This is a genomic window from Nocardiopsis sp. M1B1, from assembly GCF_052466615.1.
On sequence record NZ_CP196194.1, the window covers coordinates 61,070 to 77,105 of the forward strand.

The window sequence follows — 16,036 nt, forward strand, 5'->3', positions numbered from 1 at the left end:
TTGGGTCACATCGGGGCTAGGCTCCCGGCCAGATCCCCCGCTCACCGACCGGATCACCGGAGGCAACCCCCATGGACTCCACGGCACCCCCCCGTCGGCCGCCCCCTGCCGGCGACCGTCCTCTCCCTCGCCGCGACCCTGGCCACCGTGGCCGTCGTGGTCGCCGCCCTGCTGATCGCCCTGGCCCCGCGCGCCTCGGCGGCCACACTCACCCCGGTGCCCTCGTTCGGCACCAACCCCGGCAACCTGGCCATGTACGCCTACGTCCCCGACGGCCTGCCCGCCGACGCGCCCCTGGTCGTGCTCCTGCACGGCTGCGCGCAGAACGCCGCCGCCTACCACGACCACTCCGGCTGGGCCGGGTACGCCGACGAGCACGGCTTCGCCCTCGTCTACCCCGAGCAGAAGTCGGCCAACAACGCCACCGGCTGCTTCAACTGGTTCCAGCCGGGAGACACCGCGCGCGACTCCGGCGAGGCCCGGTCGGTCCGCTCCATGGTCGAGCACGCCGTGTCCGCCCACGGCCTGGACGCCGACCGGGTGTACGTCTCCGGGCTCTCCGCCGGAGGCGCCATGGCGGGAGAGCTCCTCGCCGCCTACCCCGACCTGTTCGCCGGAGGCAGCATCGTCGCGGGAATCCCCGTGGGCTGCGCCGACAGCATGATCGACGCCTTCGGCTGCATGAACCCCGGCAAGACGAGGACCCCCCAGCAGTGGGGCGACGAGGTCCGCGCCCAGAACCCCGGCTGGGACGGGCCCTGGCCGCGCGTCGCCGTCTGGCACGGCACCGCCGACACCACGGTCGCCCCCGCCAACGGTGAGGCGGGCGTGAGCCAGTGGACGAACGTCCACGGGCTGTCCGGCACCCCCGACGCCACCGAGCAGTTGCCGGGCTCCACCACCGCCGCCTACCACGGCGGCGACGCGGCCACCGCTGCCGTCGCCCACTACACGGTCTCCGGCATGGGCCACGGCACCCCCGTCGACCCGTCCGCGGGCTGCGGCGCCGCGGGCGCCTACTTCCTCGACACCGTCTGCTCGACCGGGTACACCGTCGACTTCTGGGGCATCGGCGACGGCAGCGGCGGCCCCGGCCCGGACCCCACGGACCCGCCCACCGAGGAGCCGACCGACCCGCCGACCGACCCGGGGACGTGCGTGAGGGACAGCAACTACGACCACGTGTCGGCGGGCCGCGCCGTCCAGCGCTCCGGGCTGGTCTACGCGGTCGGCTCAGACGACGCGCTCGGCCTGTGGAACGTCTTCGTCACCACGTCGCTCACCGAGACCTCACCGGGCCACTGGGAGCACACGCCCGGAGCCTGTTAGGCCCCGCTCCCGCCGCGCGCCAGTCGCCCGAAGTGGCTCACCGCCGCGCCCAGGGCGAAGTGCGCGGCCTGGTGCTCGGTCATCGGGACCACCCCGGCCGGGACGGTCACCCGGAAGGGGAACTCCTCGTCCGGCCGGATGCGGAAGTCGTCAATCACTCCCTGGGACAGGAGCATGGTCAGGGCCTCACGGACCTGCCCGCTGCGGTTGTCTGACGCCCAGATCGACATGTCCCCAACCCTAGCCCGGCGGCGGCCCTCCCCCGGGTGGAACGGTGAACACTCCCCCGGGCCGACAACGGAGACGGGCGGGCCGCGACCGCGACCCGCCCGTGCTCCGGAGGACGGACACGACCCCCGTGGTGTCCGTCCCCGCCGCCCGCCGCTGCCGTCCGTCGTCCCCCGACGGCGGACGCGGCGGACGGAGTCCGTGGCGCCTCAGCCGCCCTCGGGCAGCTGGGCCTGTCCCGCGAGGACGTTCGCGGTCAGGCGGCGCAGCGCCAGCCTGGTGGCCTCGAACTCCTCCTCGGGGAGGTCGATGACCCTCCCGATCGCCTCCGGAATCCCCTCGGCGCGCTCCCTGAGCCGCCCGCCCTCCTCCGTGAGGGCGACGAGGACGGAGCGCTCGTCCCGCGGATCGCGTCCCCGGACCAGCAGTCCCCGGGCCTCCAGCCGCTTGAGCAGCGGCGTGAGGGTCCCGTAGTCCAGTTGGAGCACGGAACCGAAGTCCTTCACCCAGCACTCGCCGCGCTCCCAGAGCAGCATCATCACCAGGTACTGGGGATAGGTCAGCCCCAACGGCTCCAGCAGCGGCCGGTACAGGTTGGTGACCGCACGCGACGCCGCGTAGAGGGCGAAGCACATCTGCTCGTCCACTGCGGGAAGAGGGAAGCCGCCCGCGGGGGCGGGGGATCGGTCGGCCATCGCCACCATCGTAGTTACCCCGCGCCCGATTTCCAAAGCCCGCAATTACCTTGCGCACAAAGAAAAGTGGTACGGGGTCCCCCATATGCGCCGAACGGGATCGTCGCAGGTCGGAACGGGCGCCGTCACCGCGTACCGGAGTCCCAGCCGCCACCCGCCGTCGCACGGGCACCTCCGCGCGAGGACGGCACGCGTCCATGGAGGGCGGTGCGCCCCCGGCGGACGCCGGCGGCGCGGTGTCCCCCACCCCGTGTCCGTCCCCGCGCCCGCGCACCCGGCTGTCCCCGAAACCGTGCGGTCGGCCGGGCGGTCACGCGCTCCACCCGCGTGGAGTCCTCCGCACCCGCGCGTCCGGCCGGGCGGGCACGAGGACCCCCACCGGTCTATCCGCGCTCCTCCCGGCGGGGCAGCAGGCGCTTGACCACCTTGCCCGTAGCGTTGCGCGGCAGCTCGTCCACGACCACCACGTCGCGCGGCACCGAGAACCGCCCGAGCACCCGCCGCACGTGCATCCGCACCCGGTTCGGGTCCACTCCCCGGCCCTCGTGCGGCACCACGTACGCCGCGAACCGCTGCCCGAACTCCTCGTCGGGCACACCCGTCACCACGACCTCACGCACCTCCGGAAGCGTCACGATCGCCTCCTCCACCGGCCGGGGGAACACGTTCTCCCCGCCCGAGACGATCATGTCGTCGTCCCGCCCCGCCACGTGCAACAGCCCGCTCGCGTCCACGTGACCCCGGTCGCCGGTCTCCATCAACCCGTCCGCGACCCTCCTGCTCCGACCGTCCGTGTAGCCGTCGAAGAGCATGTCGTTGCCGACGTGGATCGACCCCTCCGTCCCCGGAGGCACCTCCGCCCCGCCGGAGTCCAGGACCGCGATCCGCGTCCCCAGGGGCGGACGGCCCGCCGTCGTCGGCGACAGCCGCATCTCCCCGGGCGTCGCGATCGTCGCCCACGACACCTCGGTCGACCCGTACAGGTTGTAGAGCACGTCACCGAACGCGTCCATGAAGCCCGTGATCAGCTGCGGGCTCATCGCCGAGCCGCTGCACGCCACGATCCGCAGCGACGACGTGTCGTACCGCTCGCGCGTGGACCGGGGCAGGTCCATGATCCGCCGCAGCATCACCGGCACCGCGAACAGCGCCGTGCACCGCTCCTCCTGGACCGTGCGCAGCGCGTCCTCCGGCTCGAACAGCCGCCTCGTCACCAGCGTCGCCCGCATCGACATGCCCAGCTGCACGCCCGCCAGCCCCCACGTGTGGAAGATCGGCGCCGACACCAGGATGCGGTCCGAGGAGCGCAGCGGGATGCGCGACAGCACCGACGCCGCGTCCTGCGGACCCCTCGGAGTGGGCCTTCGCGCCCCCTTGGGCGTGCCCGTCGTCCCCGACGTCAGCACGACCAGCCGACCGGGGCGCTCCGGCGGCTCCGGATCGGCCTCCGAGACCTCCCGCGCCCGCCACGGCAGCCCCGGGCCCCCGTCGGAGGGCTCACCCCAGGCCGTCACCCGCACGACACCGGGACCGAGCTCGGCGCACACCCCCTCGAACTCGGCGTCGGCGACGACCACCGACACCCCGTTGTCCCGCACGGTCGCGGCCAGCTGGCCCGACGACAGCCCCGTGTTCAGCAGCACGGTGTCGGCTCCCAGACGCCCGCAGGCCACCATCGTCTGCACGAAACCGCTGTGGTTGCGGCACAGCACGCCCACGCGCGCACCCGCGCCCACACCCGTGCGGCGCAGGTCCCGGGCCAGTTCGCGGCCGCGCAGGTTCATCTCCCGGAAGGTCGTGGGACCCCGCTCGTCGACGACCGCGACGGCGTCGGGCACGCGCTCGTTCGCGGCGGCGTAGCCCCCGGCGATCGTGGCGCCCCACACGCGCAGCGCGCGGAGCTGGCGGACGACCCTGTCGGGGCGTCCCGGGCTGAGCACACCGGCGCGGACGAGCACCCGCACCGTTTCCAGGACGTGTCGCGTGCGGGAGGGGGCGGGCGGGCCTTCGGCGTTGGGCGCCATGGTGTCTCCGAGGGGCCGACGGGGACGGGCGAAGCGTTCCGCGCCTCACCGGGGAGCCTTCGCCGCGTGACTCCCCGGAAGTACTGCGACCGTAGGCGAGGAACCCCCGCCGTTTCTCCGTCCCCGGATGAGTCCCCGCCGGCGCGCGGTTGTCACCCCCGTACGAAGGACGGGTGCGCGGGAACCCCTCGGGCACCGCGGCGGGCCGCCGCGCGCACCGGGCGCCCGCGAACCCCGGCCGCCCGGCGGCGTTCCTCCCCGTCCCGGGCGGCGTCGCCCGCCGCGCACGGTTTCCGAGAGCCGAGGGGACCCCGCCCGGTCCACCGGCCGACGCGCACGGGCTCCGGCCCGCGGGAGGAGTACGAGACCCGCCCGGTTCACATGTCGATGACCATCTGCTCACCGGTCGGCTCCGCGCTCCCCGCCTCCGCCTCCAACGACACGCGCAGCTCGTCCGGGTGCCCCATGTCGTCGGCCATCCCCGCGTGCCTGCCCTCCGCCGACGGCTCCAGCGTTCCCGCGGGGCGCACACCGCCCTCGTCCGCCCACCACATCCGGTAGGTCATCCCGGACGGAGCCGACGGCAGTCCCTCCACCATCAGCACCGCCGCGTCCTTCTCGTAGGAGGCGAAGACCGTGGCCCGCGCGTCCCCGAGCGGAGCCTCCATCATGTTCGTGTCGGAGGCCGCGAGCAGCGCCTCCAGTTCCGCCGCGTGCCGGGTCTGGGATTCCAACCGCTGACTCACGGACACCAGGGAACCCGCCAGCACCACCGCGACCAGAGCGCACGCCGCCGCCAGGGTCCACGGAAGCCAGCGGGCCCGACCGCGCAGCGGCACGACCCGGGCGCCCGCGGGCCGCTGCGCGGCGGGCGGCAACTGCCGGGTCCGCAGGGCGTCCGAGCGGATCGCCTCCCACACCCGCGGACGCGGCTCCCGCGTCTCGGCGGCGGCCAGGAGCAGCGCGGTCTCCCGGAAGTCCGCCAGGTCGCGGCGGCAGTCCTCGCACGCCGCCAGGTGCCGCTCCGCGGCCTCGGCCTCCTCACGCTCCAGGGCGTCGACCGCGTACCCCGCCGTCAGCCCGTGCACGTCCGCCTCGTTCACACGCCCACCCCCAGGCAGTCGCGCAACCGGATCAGGCCGTCGCGCAGCCTTCCCTTCACCGTGGTCAACGGAACCTCCAACAGGTCGGCGGCCTGCCGCTGCGTGTATCCCGTGTAGTACGTGAGCCGGACCGCCTCGCGCTGGGCCTCGGTGAGCCCGTGCAGGCACCTGCGCACCCTCTCCCGCTCCAGACGGTGCTCGACCTGGTCGGGTACCGCGTCCGGGGACGTCGCCCCGGACTCCAGGCGCCCGGCGGCGGCGAGCCGGGACGACGCCGCCTGCTCCGAGCGCACCCGGTCCACGGCCCGCCGGTGCGCGATGGTCAGGACCCACGCGGCCACGCTCCCCCTCGACCGGTCGTAGCGGGAGCAGGTCCGCCAGACCTCCAGGAACACCTCCTGGCAGACCTCCTCCGCCTGGGCCTCGTCCAGCACCACCCGCCGGGCGATCCCGAACACCCGGCCCGACAGCTCCCGGTAGACCCCCTCGAAGGCCGCGAGATCACCCGTCGCGGTCTGCTGGAGGAGCCGCGCCAGGGGATCGCCCTCCGCTTCGTCGGGGAGACCGGGCTCTCCCCGGTCCCACTCGGCCGTACGCTCCATCGGCCACCACCTCTTCTCCGACCTCCCCCCGCATTCGGTACCGGAGGGAGCCCGGCGACTCCAGCCTGGCGTACGTTATGCACCCGTTATGAGCATTGCCGTCGCCTCCTCCGGACCGGCGCCGAACCGGGGGCATGCCCGACACCACACGCAGCACCCGCCGGGGACCGGCCGCGCTCGCCGGACTCGTGGCCGCCGCGTCCGCGCTGGCCGTGGCCGAGGTCGTCGCGGCGGCTCTGTCCCTCCCCGCCAGCACACCCCTGCTGGCCGTCGGGGACGCGGTCGTCGACCTGGCCCCGCCGCCCGTGAAGCAGTTCGCCGTGGACACGTTCGGCACCGCGGACAAACCCGCCCTCCTCCTGGGGACCGCCCTCCTCCTGGCCACGGCGGCCGCCCTCCTCGGCGCGGCCTGCGCATGGCGCAGGGCCGTCGGACCGGTCGGCGTCACCGTCTTCACGGCCGTGGGCCTGGCCGCCGTGCTCACCCGCCCCGCGAGCGGCCCGCTCGACGCGCTGCCCACCCTGGCGGGCGGCGCCGTCTGCGTCGTCGTCCTGCTCCGGCTGGTCCACGCCGCCACTCCCAAGGGAAACGCCGCGAACCCGGTCACCGGGACAGCGGACGGCAGCGGATTCGACCGGCGCCGGTTCGCCCTGCTCGCCGGAGCCGCGGCCGCCGCCTCCGCGGGCGCGGGGGTCGGCGCCCGCCTCCTGACCGCGTCCTCACCCACCGCCCGGCTCACCCCCGCGGACGTGGTGATCCCGCGCCCCGCGGACCGGGCCGCCCCGCTCCCCGAGGGAGCCGACCTGGAGCTGGACGGACTCTCGTCCTTCTTCACGCCCAACGTCGACTTCTACCGGATCGACACCGCGCTGTCGGTACCGCGCGTCGACGCCGCCGCGTGGTCCCTGCGCGTCCACGGCCTCGGGGTCGAACGGGAACGGGTGTTCACCTACACCGACCTGCTCGACCACCCCGGGCTCAGGGAACGCGACATCACCCTCGCCTGTGTGTCCAACCCGGTCGGCGGACCCTACGTCGGCAACGCGCGCTGGATCGGCGTGCCGCTGGCCGCCCTCCTCGCCGAGCTCGGCGTCCGTCCCCCCGCGGACGGCGGCCCGGCCGACCAGCTCGTGGCGCGCTCACAGGACGGAATGACCATCGGCACGCCCGTCGCCGACGTCATGGACGGCAGGGACGCCCTGCTCACCGTCGGCATGAACGGCCATCCGCTTCCCTACGAGCACGGGTTCCCCGTCCGCATGGTCGTCCCCGGCCTGTACGGATACGTGTCCGCCTGCAAGTGGATCACCGACATCGAGCTGACCACGTTCGACGCCTTCGACGCCTACTGGGTGCCCCGCGGCTGGTCCGAGCGCGGCCCGGTCAAGACCCAGTCCCGCGTCGACACGCCCCGGGACGGCGCCGCTCTGAGGCCCGGTCGCGTCATGGTCGCCGGGGTGGCGTGGGCCCAGCACACCGGCGTCGACCGGGTCGAGGTGCGTGTCGGCGACGGCCCGTGGACCCCCGCCCGGCTCGCGGAGGAGGACAGCGCCGACACGTGGCGGCAGTGGGTCCTCGACTGGGACGCCGAACCCGGCGAACACCGGATCTCGGTCCGCGCCACCGACCGCGACGGCGTCACCCAGACCCGCGTAGGGGCGCCGGTCGCTCCCGACGGGGCGACCGGCCACCACACCGTCACCGTGACCGTGGCCTGAACCCGGTCGCCACAGCAGACCCCCGGGCCGCACCGGTCCGGTCCACCCATCACGAAGGAGAAGGACGACATGCGCACGATCACCAGGGGACGGCTCAACCGGCTTCTCGCGTCCGGGGCGCTGAGCCTCGTCGCGGCGTTCGGCCTCGCGGCGTGCAACGACGGTGCCGCTGGGGAAGGCGACACCGTGGAGAGCCAGGAGATGTCGGAGGAACCCATGGAGGAAGGGGCGTCCGAGGAGCCGATGGAGGGGGAGATGTCCGAGGAGCCGATGGACGAGATGGACGAGGAGTCCATGGAGGAGGGGATGTCCGAGGAGTCCATGGACGAGATGTCCGAGGAACCCATGGACGAGGACATGGAGATGGAGGACGAGGGGATGTAGGGCGCTCCCTTCGCACCCGCGGCGGGGGCGGGGGCTGGCGGTCGCCGCTCCCGCCCCCGCCGCTTGGGGCACCGGGCGCCTCGGCGGGGCCGCCGCGCGCACCGCGCGGCGGCCCCGGGCAGCTGCCACGGTCGGTGGGAGCTAGCCGGTCACTGTGATGGGTGAGGACGGGTCGTCGGCGTTGGTCACCTCGTAGACCGCGCTGAAGGGGGCCTCCGTCGCGCTCGTCGGGCAGCCGAACCCGCCCGTCACCTCGACCGGGGCCGCGGTGTCGAAGGCCAGGGTCGAGGAGGGAGAACCGTTGGTCCACGTGCCGCCGATGGCGGCGGGCGCGTCAGGGCTGACCGTCGCGGTGCACGAGGCCAGGCCGCTCGTGTTCACCACGATGCCCCCGGCGGGGATCACCATGGTGCCGACGGTCGGCGACCCGTGCTGCATGGTCATCTCCCACACGGGGTCGGCCACGGTGACCGTCGCGGACACGAAGGGGACGTTGGTCGAGCAGTCCGTGAAGCCCGGCGCGTTGATGGTCGAGGAGACCGCGCCGCCGGGGTTGTGGTTGCCGGGAGCCGCGGGAACCAGGTTGTTCCCGTTGCCCGGAGAGGTGGACGACGCGTCGCAGGTCACCACGACGCCGCCGGCGGTGAAGGTGGCGCTGCCGCTCAAGGCGGCCTCGAAGGCCGCCCCGGCGGGCGTCACCGTGGTCGGGCCCTGCTGGGCGGAGGCGCTGCCGCCCCAGGCCAGGGCCAAGACAACCGCCGCGGCCGTCGCCAGGAGGGCGCGGGCGGGGGATATCGGTCGCGGAACCGACATGGGTACTCCTTGTGTGTGACGGCCGGACGGCACACGGATGCGCCGCACGGCGGGGTCGGGGGGTTGTACGCGCCGAATCGGTAGACGTGGTTTTCCTGTGGCCTCCGGGAACACACGGGCCCGTGACGCTCTCCGCGCGTGTCCCCGGTGGTACGGGGGCCGGTTCAGTCCCCGGCGCGGGGGTCCGGAGGGGCCTCCGCGCCCTCCTCCTCCCGGCGCCTCCGCCCTCTTCCCCTCCGCCGGGGCGGCCGGGCGACCGGCCGCCAGGAGAAGGCCAGACCGCCACCGGCCAGCGCCAGCAGGGTGCCGACCACCAGACCGCCCAGGTTGGACAGGATGAGCGCGCCCAGACCGAGGAACCCCGCCAGCGAACCGGTGATGACGTGCTGGTTCGGGGTGAACCAGGTGACCAGGCCCAGAACGGCGAGCATGCCGCCGAACATCAGCGAGGAGACCCCGCCGACACCGGTCTGGATCATCAGCTCCACCGGCATCGCGACGAGCGAGGCCATGACGGCGCCGGAGAGGATCATCAGGAGCCCTCCCGCGAAGGGGCGGCGCTTGCGCCATCCGCGCCAGCGCGCACCCGCGCTCCGCGACGGCTTCAGAAGCACTCGTCGTCCCCCATGCTGATGCCCAGGCTCAGGCCGGAGAGGCGGAAGGTCCCGGCGCTGGCGGCCCTGGCCGTCTGCTCCAGGTCCTCGATCACGATGGTGTCGGACTGCATGCCGAACAGGTCGTTGAACCCCCGCGACCCCTCCGGGCCCTGGTCGAGGGTGCCCGCGTCGCGGCCGATCTCGATGTTCTCGAAGGAGGCGTTGCCGTCCATCTGCGACATGTCGATCACCAGGTTCTCCGCGACGACCGGGGTGCCCTGGTCACCGGCGGTCAGCCGGAGCGAGATCTGCCCGACGATGGGGAACTCGGTCAGGACCGACTGGCACAGCCCCTGGATCTCGGCCTCCCGGATCCCGGCGACGGCCACCGGCACGGCCTCCTCGCGGACCGTCTGGTCCAGCCAGCCGTACTGGACGAAGCCCTCGCCGTTCAGCTCCTCCGCGGAGATCTTGAAGTCCTGACCGGAGACGGTGAAGGAGGCGGCGAGGGCGCCCTGGGCCATGGCGACCAGGATGCCGCCCACGGCCACGCCCGCCGGGATCGAGAAGAGCGCGAAGCGCTTCCAGCTGGTGTGGCTCTCGGGGGTGTCGGGGGATGTGGTGTCCATGCGTGTCCTTCCGTGTGTGCATGGCCGCGCTGCGCCTGCCGTCCCCCCGAACCTTCGGCACGCGGCCTGGTCGCGGTCGTCCCCGCCTGTCGGGGCGCCGGACCAGAGTCCGTTCCGGTAACGCTGCACATCATGTATTGCATCCGAGGGGATTTCAAGGGTGTTCTCCGAACTTTCCCGCCTTTTCCGATTTTCACGCCAAACACGGGTATGGCACTGTTGGCGGCTGTCCTGAGCTGCGCGAACGTGCGAATGTGCTTGTCGGGGGCGCGGCGCGGCATTTGTCGGGGAGCGCTCTTTGTCATTCCGGTGAGCGTTCTTCCGCGCCCGTCTTCTCAACCGGGTGAGTCGTCGGTGGCTGCTCCCGTGTCCGTGCCCGGGTGCGCGCGTGGGTCGATGTGTGAGCGGCGACACGTGGGCTGCGGTTTGCTCGGTGTTCACGAGGGGGGTAGTGTTCTCCGAGTCGCCACGGGACGGCGAGCGGCCCTCGGGCCGACTCGGAACCGGACCGGGTCCGGCGACAACCCTCCTCCTCTCAACCGAACCGGTTCGAGCACTGCTCTTCATCGGCTAGGCTTCGGGAGGCGCTTCCAAGGAAACACGGAAGCGAAACAGGAAACGGGCTTTACCCCGATCAGAAACACCACAAACCGCCGATTTGGCGGGGCGCGGAACACCTGATAAAGTAAAGACACAACAAAGCGGAAACGCACAACGCCTTCGGCGGAAAAGCTCACAGCAGCTTGTACACGAAGAGCGGTTGTTTCTTGAGAACTCAACAGCGCGTGTTTGATTTTCTTTAAGCCATGTTTGTTTTGGCCCCGTCACGCAGAACCATCCCGGTTCGTGTGCGGAGGTTCCTTTGATTAGCCGGGGTAACCCGGTTGGTCAGGATTACTTCTAGGTTTACCCGCCCGAACGGACCCTCCGGGGGACGCGGGTTGGGTTGAGTGACCTTTATGGAGAGTTTGATCCTGGCTCAGGACGAACGCTGGCGGCGTGCTTAACACATGCAAGTCGAGCGGTAAGGCCCTTCGGGGTACACGAGCGGCGAACGGGTGAGTAACACGTGAGCAACCTGCCCCTGACTCTGGGATAAGCGGTGGAAACGCCGTCTAATACCGGATACGACCCGCCACCTCATGGTGGAGGGTGGAAAGTTTTTCGGTCAGGGATGGGCTCGCGGCCTATCAGTTTGTTGGTGGGGTAACGGCCTACCAAGGCGATTACGGGTAGCCGGCCTGAGAGGGCGACCGGCCACACTGGGACTGAGACACGGCCCAGACTCCTGCGGGAGGCAGCAGTGGGGAATATTGCGCAATGGGCGAAAGCCTGACGCAGCGACGCCGCGTGGGGGATGACGGCCTTCGGGTTGTAAACCTCTTTTACCACCAACGCAGGCTCGAAGTTCTCTTCGGGTTGACGGTAGGTGGGGAATAAGGACCGGCTAACTACGTGCCAGCAGCCGCGGTAATACGTAGGGTCCGAGCGTTGTCCGGAATTATTGGGCGTAAAGAGCTCGTAGGCGGCGTGTCACGTCTGCTGTGAAAGACCGGGGCTTAACTCCGGTTCTGCAGTGGATACGGGCATGCTAGAGGTAGGTAGGGGAGACTGGAATTCCTGGTGTAGCGGTGAAATGCGCAGATATCAGGAGGAACACCGGTGGCGAAGGCGGGTCTCTGGGCCTTACCTGACGCTGAGGAGCGAAAGCATGGGGAGCGAACAGGATTAGATACCCTGGTAGTCCATGCCGTAAACGTTGGGCGCTAGGTGTGGGGACTTTCCACGGTTTCCGCGCCGTAGCTAACGCATTAAGCGCCCCGCCTGGGGAGTACGGCCGCAAGGCTAAAACTCAAAGGAATTGACGGGGGCCCGCACAAGCGGCGGAGCATGTTGCTTAATTCGACGCAACGCGAAGAACCTTACCAAGGTTTGACATCACCCGTGGACTCGCAGAGATGTGAGGTCATTTAGTTGGCGGGTGACAGGTGGTGCATGGCTGTCGTCAGCTCGTGTCGTGAGATGTTGGGTTAAGTCCCGCAACGAGCGCAACCCTTGTTCCATGTTGCCAGCACGTAATGGTGGGGACTCATGGGAGACTGCCGGGGTCAACTCGGAGGAAGGTGGGGATGACGTCAAGTCATCATGCCCCTTATGTCTTGGGCTGCAAACATGCTACAATGGCCGGTACAATGGGCGTGCGATACCGTAAGGTGGAGCGAATCCCTAAAAGCCGGTCTCAGTTCGGATTGGGGTCTGCAACTCGACCCCATGAAGGTGGAGTCGCTAGTAATCGCGGATCAGCAACGCCGCGGTGAATACGTTCCCGGGCCTTGTACACACCGCCCGTCACGTCATGAAAGTCGGCAACACCCGAAACTTGCGGCCTAACCCCTTGTGGGAGGGAGTGAGTGAAGGTGGGGCTGGCGATTGGGACGAAGTCGTAACAAGGTAGCCGTACCGGAAGGTGCGGCTGGATCACCTCCTTTCTAAGGAGTCTTTACAGGTCGGCATTACTTCTACAGCCGGCCGGACTCGAAAGTGGACCTGGTGCTGCGTGCAGTATCCAGGATGGCTCAAAGACGAATCGAACTTGACCTCGGGCGACTAGAAGCGTCCGGGGGCGCGCTGTTGGGTGTCTGAGGAAACAACCTCTGCTCCGGTTTGGAGTGGGTGTTGGTTCCCGCGGACCGCCTCTGAGAACTCTCGGTTCCTTGCCGTTGTGGCTGAGGATGTGAGTGGTGTTGGGGTATGCGGTTGGTGTTTTGATTTGTGAATAGTGTGCGCGAGCATCTTATTATCTGTAGTGGCCAAGTGATAGTGGCACACGGTGGATGCCTTGGCACCAGGCGCCGATGAAGGACGTGGGAGGCCGCGATAGGCCACGGGGAGCTGTCAACCGAGCTGTGATCCGTGGGTGTCCGAATGGGGAAACCTAGCCCGAGTTGTGTCGGGTTGCCGCCATCTGAATGTATAGGGTGGTTGGTGGTGACGCGGGGAAGTGAAACATCTCAGTACCCGTAGGAAGAGTAAACAACAGTGATTCTCCTAGTAGTGGTGAGCGAACGGGGAAGAGGCTAAACCGTAGGCGTGTGATAGACGGCAGTCGTTGCGTTTGCGGGGTTGTGGGATGCGTCTGTCTGGGTCTGCCGATCCAGAGCGCTGAGTGGTTCTTGTAGCTGAAACCGTTGGGAAGCGGTACCGGAGTGGGTGAGAGTCCCGTAGGTGTAGGAAGAACCTAGGTGTTGGATGTATTCCCGAGTAGCGCGGAGCCCGTGAAAGTCCGTGTGAATCTGGCAGGACCACCTGCTAAGCCAAAATACGTCCTGGTGACCGATAGTGCACTAGTACCGTGAGGGAAAGGTGAAAAGTGCCCCGGTGAGGGGTCGTGAAATAGTACCTGAAACCGTGTGCTGTCAAGCCGTCAGAGCTGAACTTCGTGTTTGGTGATGGCGTGCCTTTTGAAGAATGAGCCTGCGAGTCATGGTGTGTGGCGAGGTTAACCCGGGTGGGGTAGCCGTAGGGAAACCGAGTCTGAATAGGGCGTTTGAGTCGCATGCTGTGGACCCGAAGCGGAGTGATCTACCCATGTCCAGGGTGAAGCGGGGGTAAGACCTCGTGGAGGCCCGAACCCACCAGGGTTGAAAACCTGGGGGATGAGGTGTGGGTAGGGGTGAAAGGCCAATCAAACTCCGTGATAGCTGGTTCTCCCCGAAATGCATTTAGGTGCAGCGTCGCGTGTTTCTTGCTGGAGGTAGAGCTACTGTTTGGCTGATGGGCCCGACAAGGTTACTGACGTCAGACAAACTCCGAATGCCGGTGAAGTGAAGCGCGGCAGTGAGACTGCGGGGGATAAGCTTCGTAGTCGAGAGGGAAACAGCCCAGATCATCAGCTAAGGCCCCTAAGCGTGTGCTAAGTGGGAAAGGTTGTGGAGTTGCTGAGACAACCAGGAGGTTGGCTTAGAAGCAGCCATCCTTTAAAGAGTGCGTAATAGCTCACTGGTCAAGTGGTTCTGCGCCGATAATGTAGCGGGGCTAAAGCACACCGCCGAAGCTGTGAAGCTCAAGACTAGATTCTTGGGTTGGTAGGGGAGCGTCGTGCGTCCGGTGAAGCTGCCGAGTGATCGTGTGGTGGAGGGCGTGCGAGTGAGAATGCAGGCATGAGTAGCGAAAGCAACGTGAGAAACGTTGCCGCCGATTGACTAAGGGTTCCTGGGGCAGGTTAATCCGCCCAGGGTGAGTCTGGACCTAAGGCGAGGCCGACAGGCGTAGTCGATGGATAACGGGTTGATATTCCCGTACCCGTGCACGAGCGTCCAGTACTGAATCAGGTGATGCTAACCACGCTGACTCCTTCTTCGACCTTCGGGTTGAGGTTGGTTGTTGGTCTGGGAACCGAGCTTGTAGTAGGTAAGTGATGGGGTGACGCAGGAGGGTAGCTCTACCCGGCGGTGGTTGTCCGGGGGTAAGCGTGTAGGCCGGTGTGTTGGCAAATCCGCACACCATGAAGGTTGAGACGTGATGCCGAGCCGTTTTTGGTGAAGTGAGTGATCCCATGCTGTCGAGAAAAGCCTCTAGCGAGTTCGTGTGTGGCCAGTACCCTAAACCGACGCAGGTGGTCAGGTAGAGAATACCGAGGCGTTCGGGTGAACCATGGTTAAGGAACTCGGCAAATTGTCCCCGTAACTTTGGGAGAAGGGGAGCCCTGTCTGGTGACGGATCTTGCATCCTGAGCTGGGTGGGGTCGCAGATAGCGGGGGGAAGCGACTGTTTATTAAAAACACAGGTCCGTGCGAAGTCGTAAGACGCTGTATACGGACTGACGCCTGCCCGGTGCTGGAACGTTAAGAGGACTGGTTAGTGGGGGTTTACCCTTGCGAAGCTGGGAATCTAAGCGCCAGTAAACGGCGGTGGTAACTATAACCATCCTAAGGTAGCGAAATTCCTTGTCGGGTAAGTTCCGACCTGCACGAATGGCGTAACGACTTCCCCACTGTCTCAACCATGGGCCCGGTGAAATTGCACTACGAGTAAAGATGCTCGTTTCGCGCAGCAGGACGGAAAGACCCCGGGACCTTCACTATAGCTTGACATTGGTGTTTGGGATGGTTTGTGTAGGATAGGTGGGAGCCGGTGAAGCTGTCACGCTAGTGGCGGTGGAGGCGTTGGTGAAATACCACTCTGACTGTTTCGGGCATCTAACTTTGGACCGTGATCCGGTTCGGGGACAGTGTCTGGTGGGTAGTTTAACTGGGGCGGTTGCCTCCCAAAGAGTAACGGAGGCGCCCAAAGGTTCCCTCAGCCTGGTTGGTAATCAGGTGTTGAGTGTAAGTGCACAAGGGAGCTTGACTGTGAGACGGACGTGTCGAGCAGGAGCGAAAGCTGGGACTAGTGATCCGGCACCGGCGTGTGGAAGCGGTGTCGCTCAACGGCTAAAAGGTACCCCGGGGATAACAGGCTGATCTTCCCCAAGAGTCCATATCGACGGGATGGTTTGGCACCTCGATGTCGGCTCGTCGCATCCTGGGGCTGGAGTTGGTCCCAAGGGTTGGGCTGTTCGCCCATTAAAGCGGCACGCGAGCTGGGTTTAGAACGTCGTGAGACAGTTCGGTCCCTATCCGCTGTGCGCGTTGGAGACTTGAGAAGGGCTGTCCCTAGTACGAGAGGACCGGGACGGACGAACCTCTGGTGTGCCAGTTGTCCTGCCAAGGGCATGGCTGGTTGGCTACGTTCGGGAGGGATAACCGCTGAAAGCATCTAAGCGGGAAGCTTGCTTCGAGATGAGGTCTCCTGCCTCCTTTGAGAGGGTAAGGCTCCCTATAGACGATGGGGTTGATAGGCCGGGTGTGGAAGCCCTGTGAGGGGTGGAGCTGACCGGTACTAATAGGCCGAGGGCTTGTCCGCTGCAGATAATT

11 protein-coding genes and 2 rRNA genes are annotated in these 16,036 nt (G+C 67.9%); 5 read left to right on the top strand and 8 right to left on the bottom strand.

Going from position 1 to position 16,036, the window contains the following annotated elements:
* Positions 1-147: 147 nt before the first annotated feature.
* Entirely contained in the window at positions 148-1,329 is a 1,182-nt protein-coding gene (locus tag ACSTA4_RS00225; protein WP_444962010.1) for an extracellular catalytic domain type 1 short-chain-length polyhydroxyalkanoate depolymerase, read from the top strand.
* Here ACSTA4_RS00225 and ACSTA4_RS00230 read toward each other — a convergent pair.
* The 5 genes from ACSTA4_RS00230 to sigK form a co-directional block, all read right to left on the bottom strand.
* The gene (locus ACSTA4_RS00230; RefSeq protein ID WP_061083424.1) at positions 1,326-1,559 is read right to left on the bottom strand and encodes a hypothetical protein; all 234 of its coding nucleotides are present in this window, start codon (positions 1,557-1,559) and stop codon (positions 1,326-1,328) included. The two genes, ACSTA4_RS00225 and ACSTA4_RS00230, sit on opposite strands and share 4 nt — an antisense overlap.
* A gap of 207 nt (positions 1,560-1,766) precedes the next feature.
* Positions 1,767-2,261 carry a MarR family winged helix-turn-helix transcriptional regulator gene (locus ACSTA4_RS00235; RefSeq protein ID WP_444962011.1) on the bottom strand — a complete coding sequence of 165 codons (495 nt, stop codon included), beginning with the start codon at positions 2,259-2,261 and terminating at the stop codon, positions 1,767-1,769.
* Between the two features lie 374 nt (positions 2,262-2,635).
* On the bottom strand, positions 2,636-4,276 hold the full coding sequence (locus tag ACSTA4_RS00240) for an AMP-binding protein (protein ID WP_444962012.1): 1,641 nt from the start codon (positions 4,274-4,276) through the stop codon (positions 2,636-2,638).
* Positions 4,277-4,653: 377 nt separating this feature from the next.
* On the bottom strand, positions 4,654-5,379 hold the full coding sequence (locus ACSTA4_RS00245) for an anti-sigma factor (protein WP_444962013.1): 726 nt from the start codon (positions 5,377-5,379) through the stop codon (positions 4,654-4,656).
* Positions 5,376-5,981 carry an ECF RNA polymerase sigma factor SigK gene (gene sigK, locus ACSTA4_RS00250; protein WP_444962014.1) on the bottom strand — a complete coding sequence of 202 codons (606 nt, stop codon included), beginning with the start codon at positions 5,979-5,981 and terminating at the stop codon, positions 5,376-5,378. The genes ACSTA4_RS00245 and sigK overlap by 4 nt, the downstream gene beginning before the upstream one ends.
* A gap of 134 nt (positions 5,982-6,115) precedes the next feature.
* Between sigK and ACSTA4_RS00255 the strand changes: the two genes are divergently transcribed.
* A complete protein-coding gene (locus tag ACSTA4_RS00255; RefSeq protein WP_444962015.1) occupies positions 6,116-7,699 on the top strand; it encodes a molybdopterin-dependent oxidoreductase in 1,584 nt (527 codons plus the stop codon).
* Between the two features lie 69 nt (positions 7,700-7,768).
* A complete protein-coding gene (locus tag ACSTA4_RS00260) occupies positions 7,769-8,083 on the top strand; it encodes a hypothetical protein (RefSeq protein WP_444962016.1) in 315 nt (104 codons plus the stop codon).
* A gap of 141 nt (positions 8,084-8,224) precedes the next feature.
* Here the strand turns inward: ACSTA4_RS00260 and ACSTA4_RS00265 are convergent, their stop codons facing one another.
* The 3 genes from ACSTA4_RS00265 to ACSTA4_RS00275 form a co-directional block, all read right to left on the bottom strand.
* On the bottom strand, positions 8,225-8,896 hold the full coding sequence (locus ACSTA4_RS00265; RefSeq protein ID WP_444962017.1) for a hypothetical protein: 672 nt from the start codon (positions 8,894-8,896) through the stop codon (positions 8,225-8,227).
* 164 nt (positions 8,897-9,060) lie between these two features.
* Positions 9,061-9,429 carry a DUF6114 domain-containing protein gene (locus ACSTA4_RS00270; protein ID WP_444964311.1) on the bottom strand — a complete coding sequence of 123 codons (369 nt, stop codon included), beginning with the start codon at positions 9,427-9,429 and terminating at the stop codon, positions 9,061-9,063.
* Positions 9,430-9,500: 71 nt separating this feature from the next.
* Positions 9,501-10,121 (bottom strand): DUF6230 family protein, encoded by a 621-nt coding sequence (locus tag ACSTA4_RS00275; RefSeq protein WP_248772942.1) that lies wholly within the window; start codon positions 10,119-10,121, stop codon positions 9,501-9,503.
* A 956-nt stretch (positions 10,122-11,077) separates the two neighbouring features.
* On the opposite strand from ACSTA4_RS00275, the gene ACSTA4_RS00280 reads away from it, so the two are divergent.
* Positions 11,078-12,610: ribosomal RNA gene (locus ACSTA4_RS00280) — 16S ribosomal RNA — on the top strand.
* Positions 12,611-12,928: 318 nt separating this feature from the next.
* Positions 12,929-16,026 (top strand): 23S ribosomal RNA (locus ACSTA4_RS00285).
* Together the 16S and 23S rRNA genes form the textbook arrangement of a ribosomal RNA operon.
* Positions 16,027-16,036: the final 10 nt, after the last annotated feature.

What these genes read in the sequence shown, in the direction of transcription:
- ACSTA4_RS00275 (WP_248772942.1), bottom strand. Translation starts at nt 10,121, where the DNA reads ATGGACACCACATCCCCCGACACCCCCGAGAGCCACACCAGCTGGAAG.
- ACSTA4_RS00265 (WP_444962017.1), bottom strand. Translation starts at nt 8,896, where the DNA reads ATGTCGGTTCCGCGACCGATATCCCCCGCCCGCGCCCTCCTGGCGACG.
- ACSTA4_RS00240 (WP_444962012.1), bottom strand. Translation starts at nt 4,276, where the DNA reads ATGGCGCCCAACGCCGAAGGCCCGCCCGCCCCCTCCCGCACGCGACAC.
- ACSTA4_RS00270 (WP_444964311.1), bottom strand. Translation starts at nt 9,429, where the DNA reads ATGATCCTCTCCGGCGCCGTCATGGCCTCGCTCGTCGCGATGCCGGTG.
- ACSTA4_RS00260 (WP_444962016.1), top strand. Translation starts at nt 7,769, where the DNA reads ATGCGCACGATCACCAGGGGACGGCTCAACCGGCTTCTCGCGTCCGGG.
- ACSTA4_RS00230 (WP_061083424.1), bottom strand. Translation starts at nt 1,559, where the DNA reads ATGTCGATCTGGGCGTCAGACAACCGCAGCGGGCAGGTCCGTGAGGCC.
- sigK (WP_444962014.1), bottom strand. Translation starts at nt 5,981, where the DNA reads ATGGAGCGTACGGCCGAGTGGGACCGGGGAGAGCCCGGTCTCCCCGAC.
- ACSTA4_RS00235 (WP_444962011.1), bottom strand. Translation starts at nt 2,261, where the DNA reads ATGGTGGCGATGGCCGACCGATCCCCCGCCCCCGCGGGCGGCTTCCCT.
- ACSTA4_RS00255 (WP_444962015.1), top strand. Translation starts at nt 6,116, where the DNA reads ATGCCCGACACCACACGCAGCACCCGCCGGGGACCGGCCGCGCTCGCC.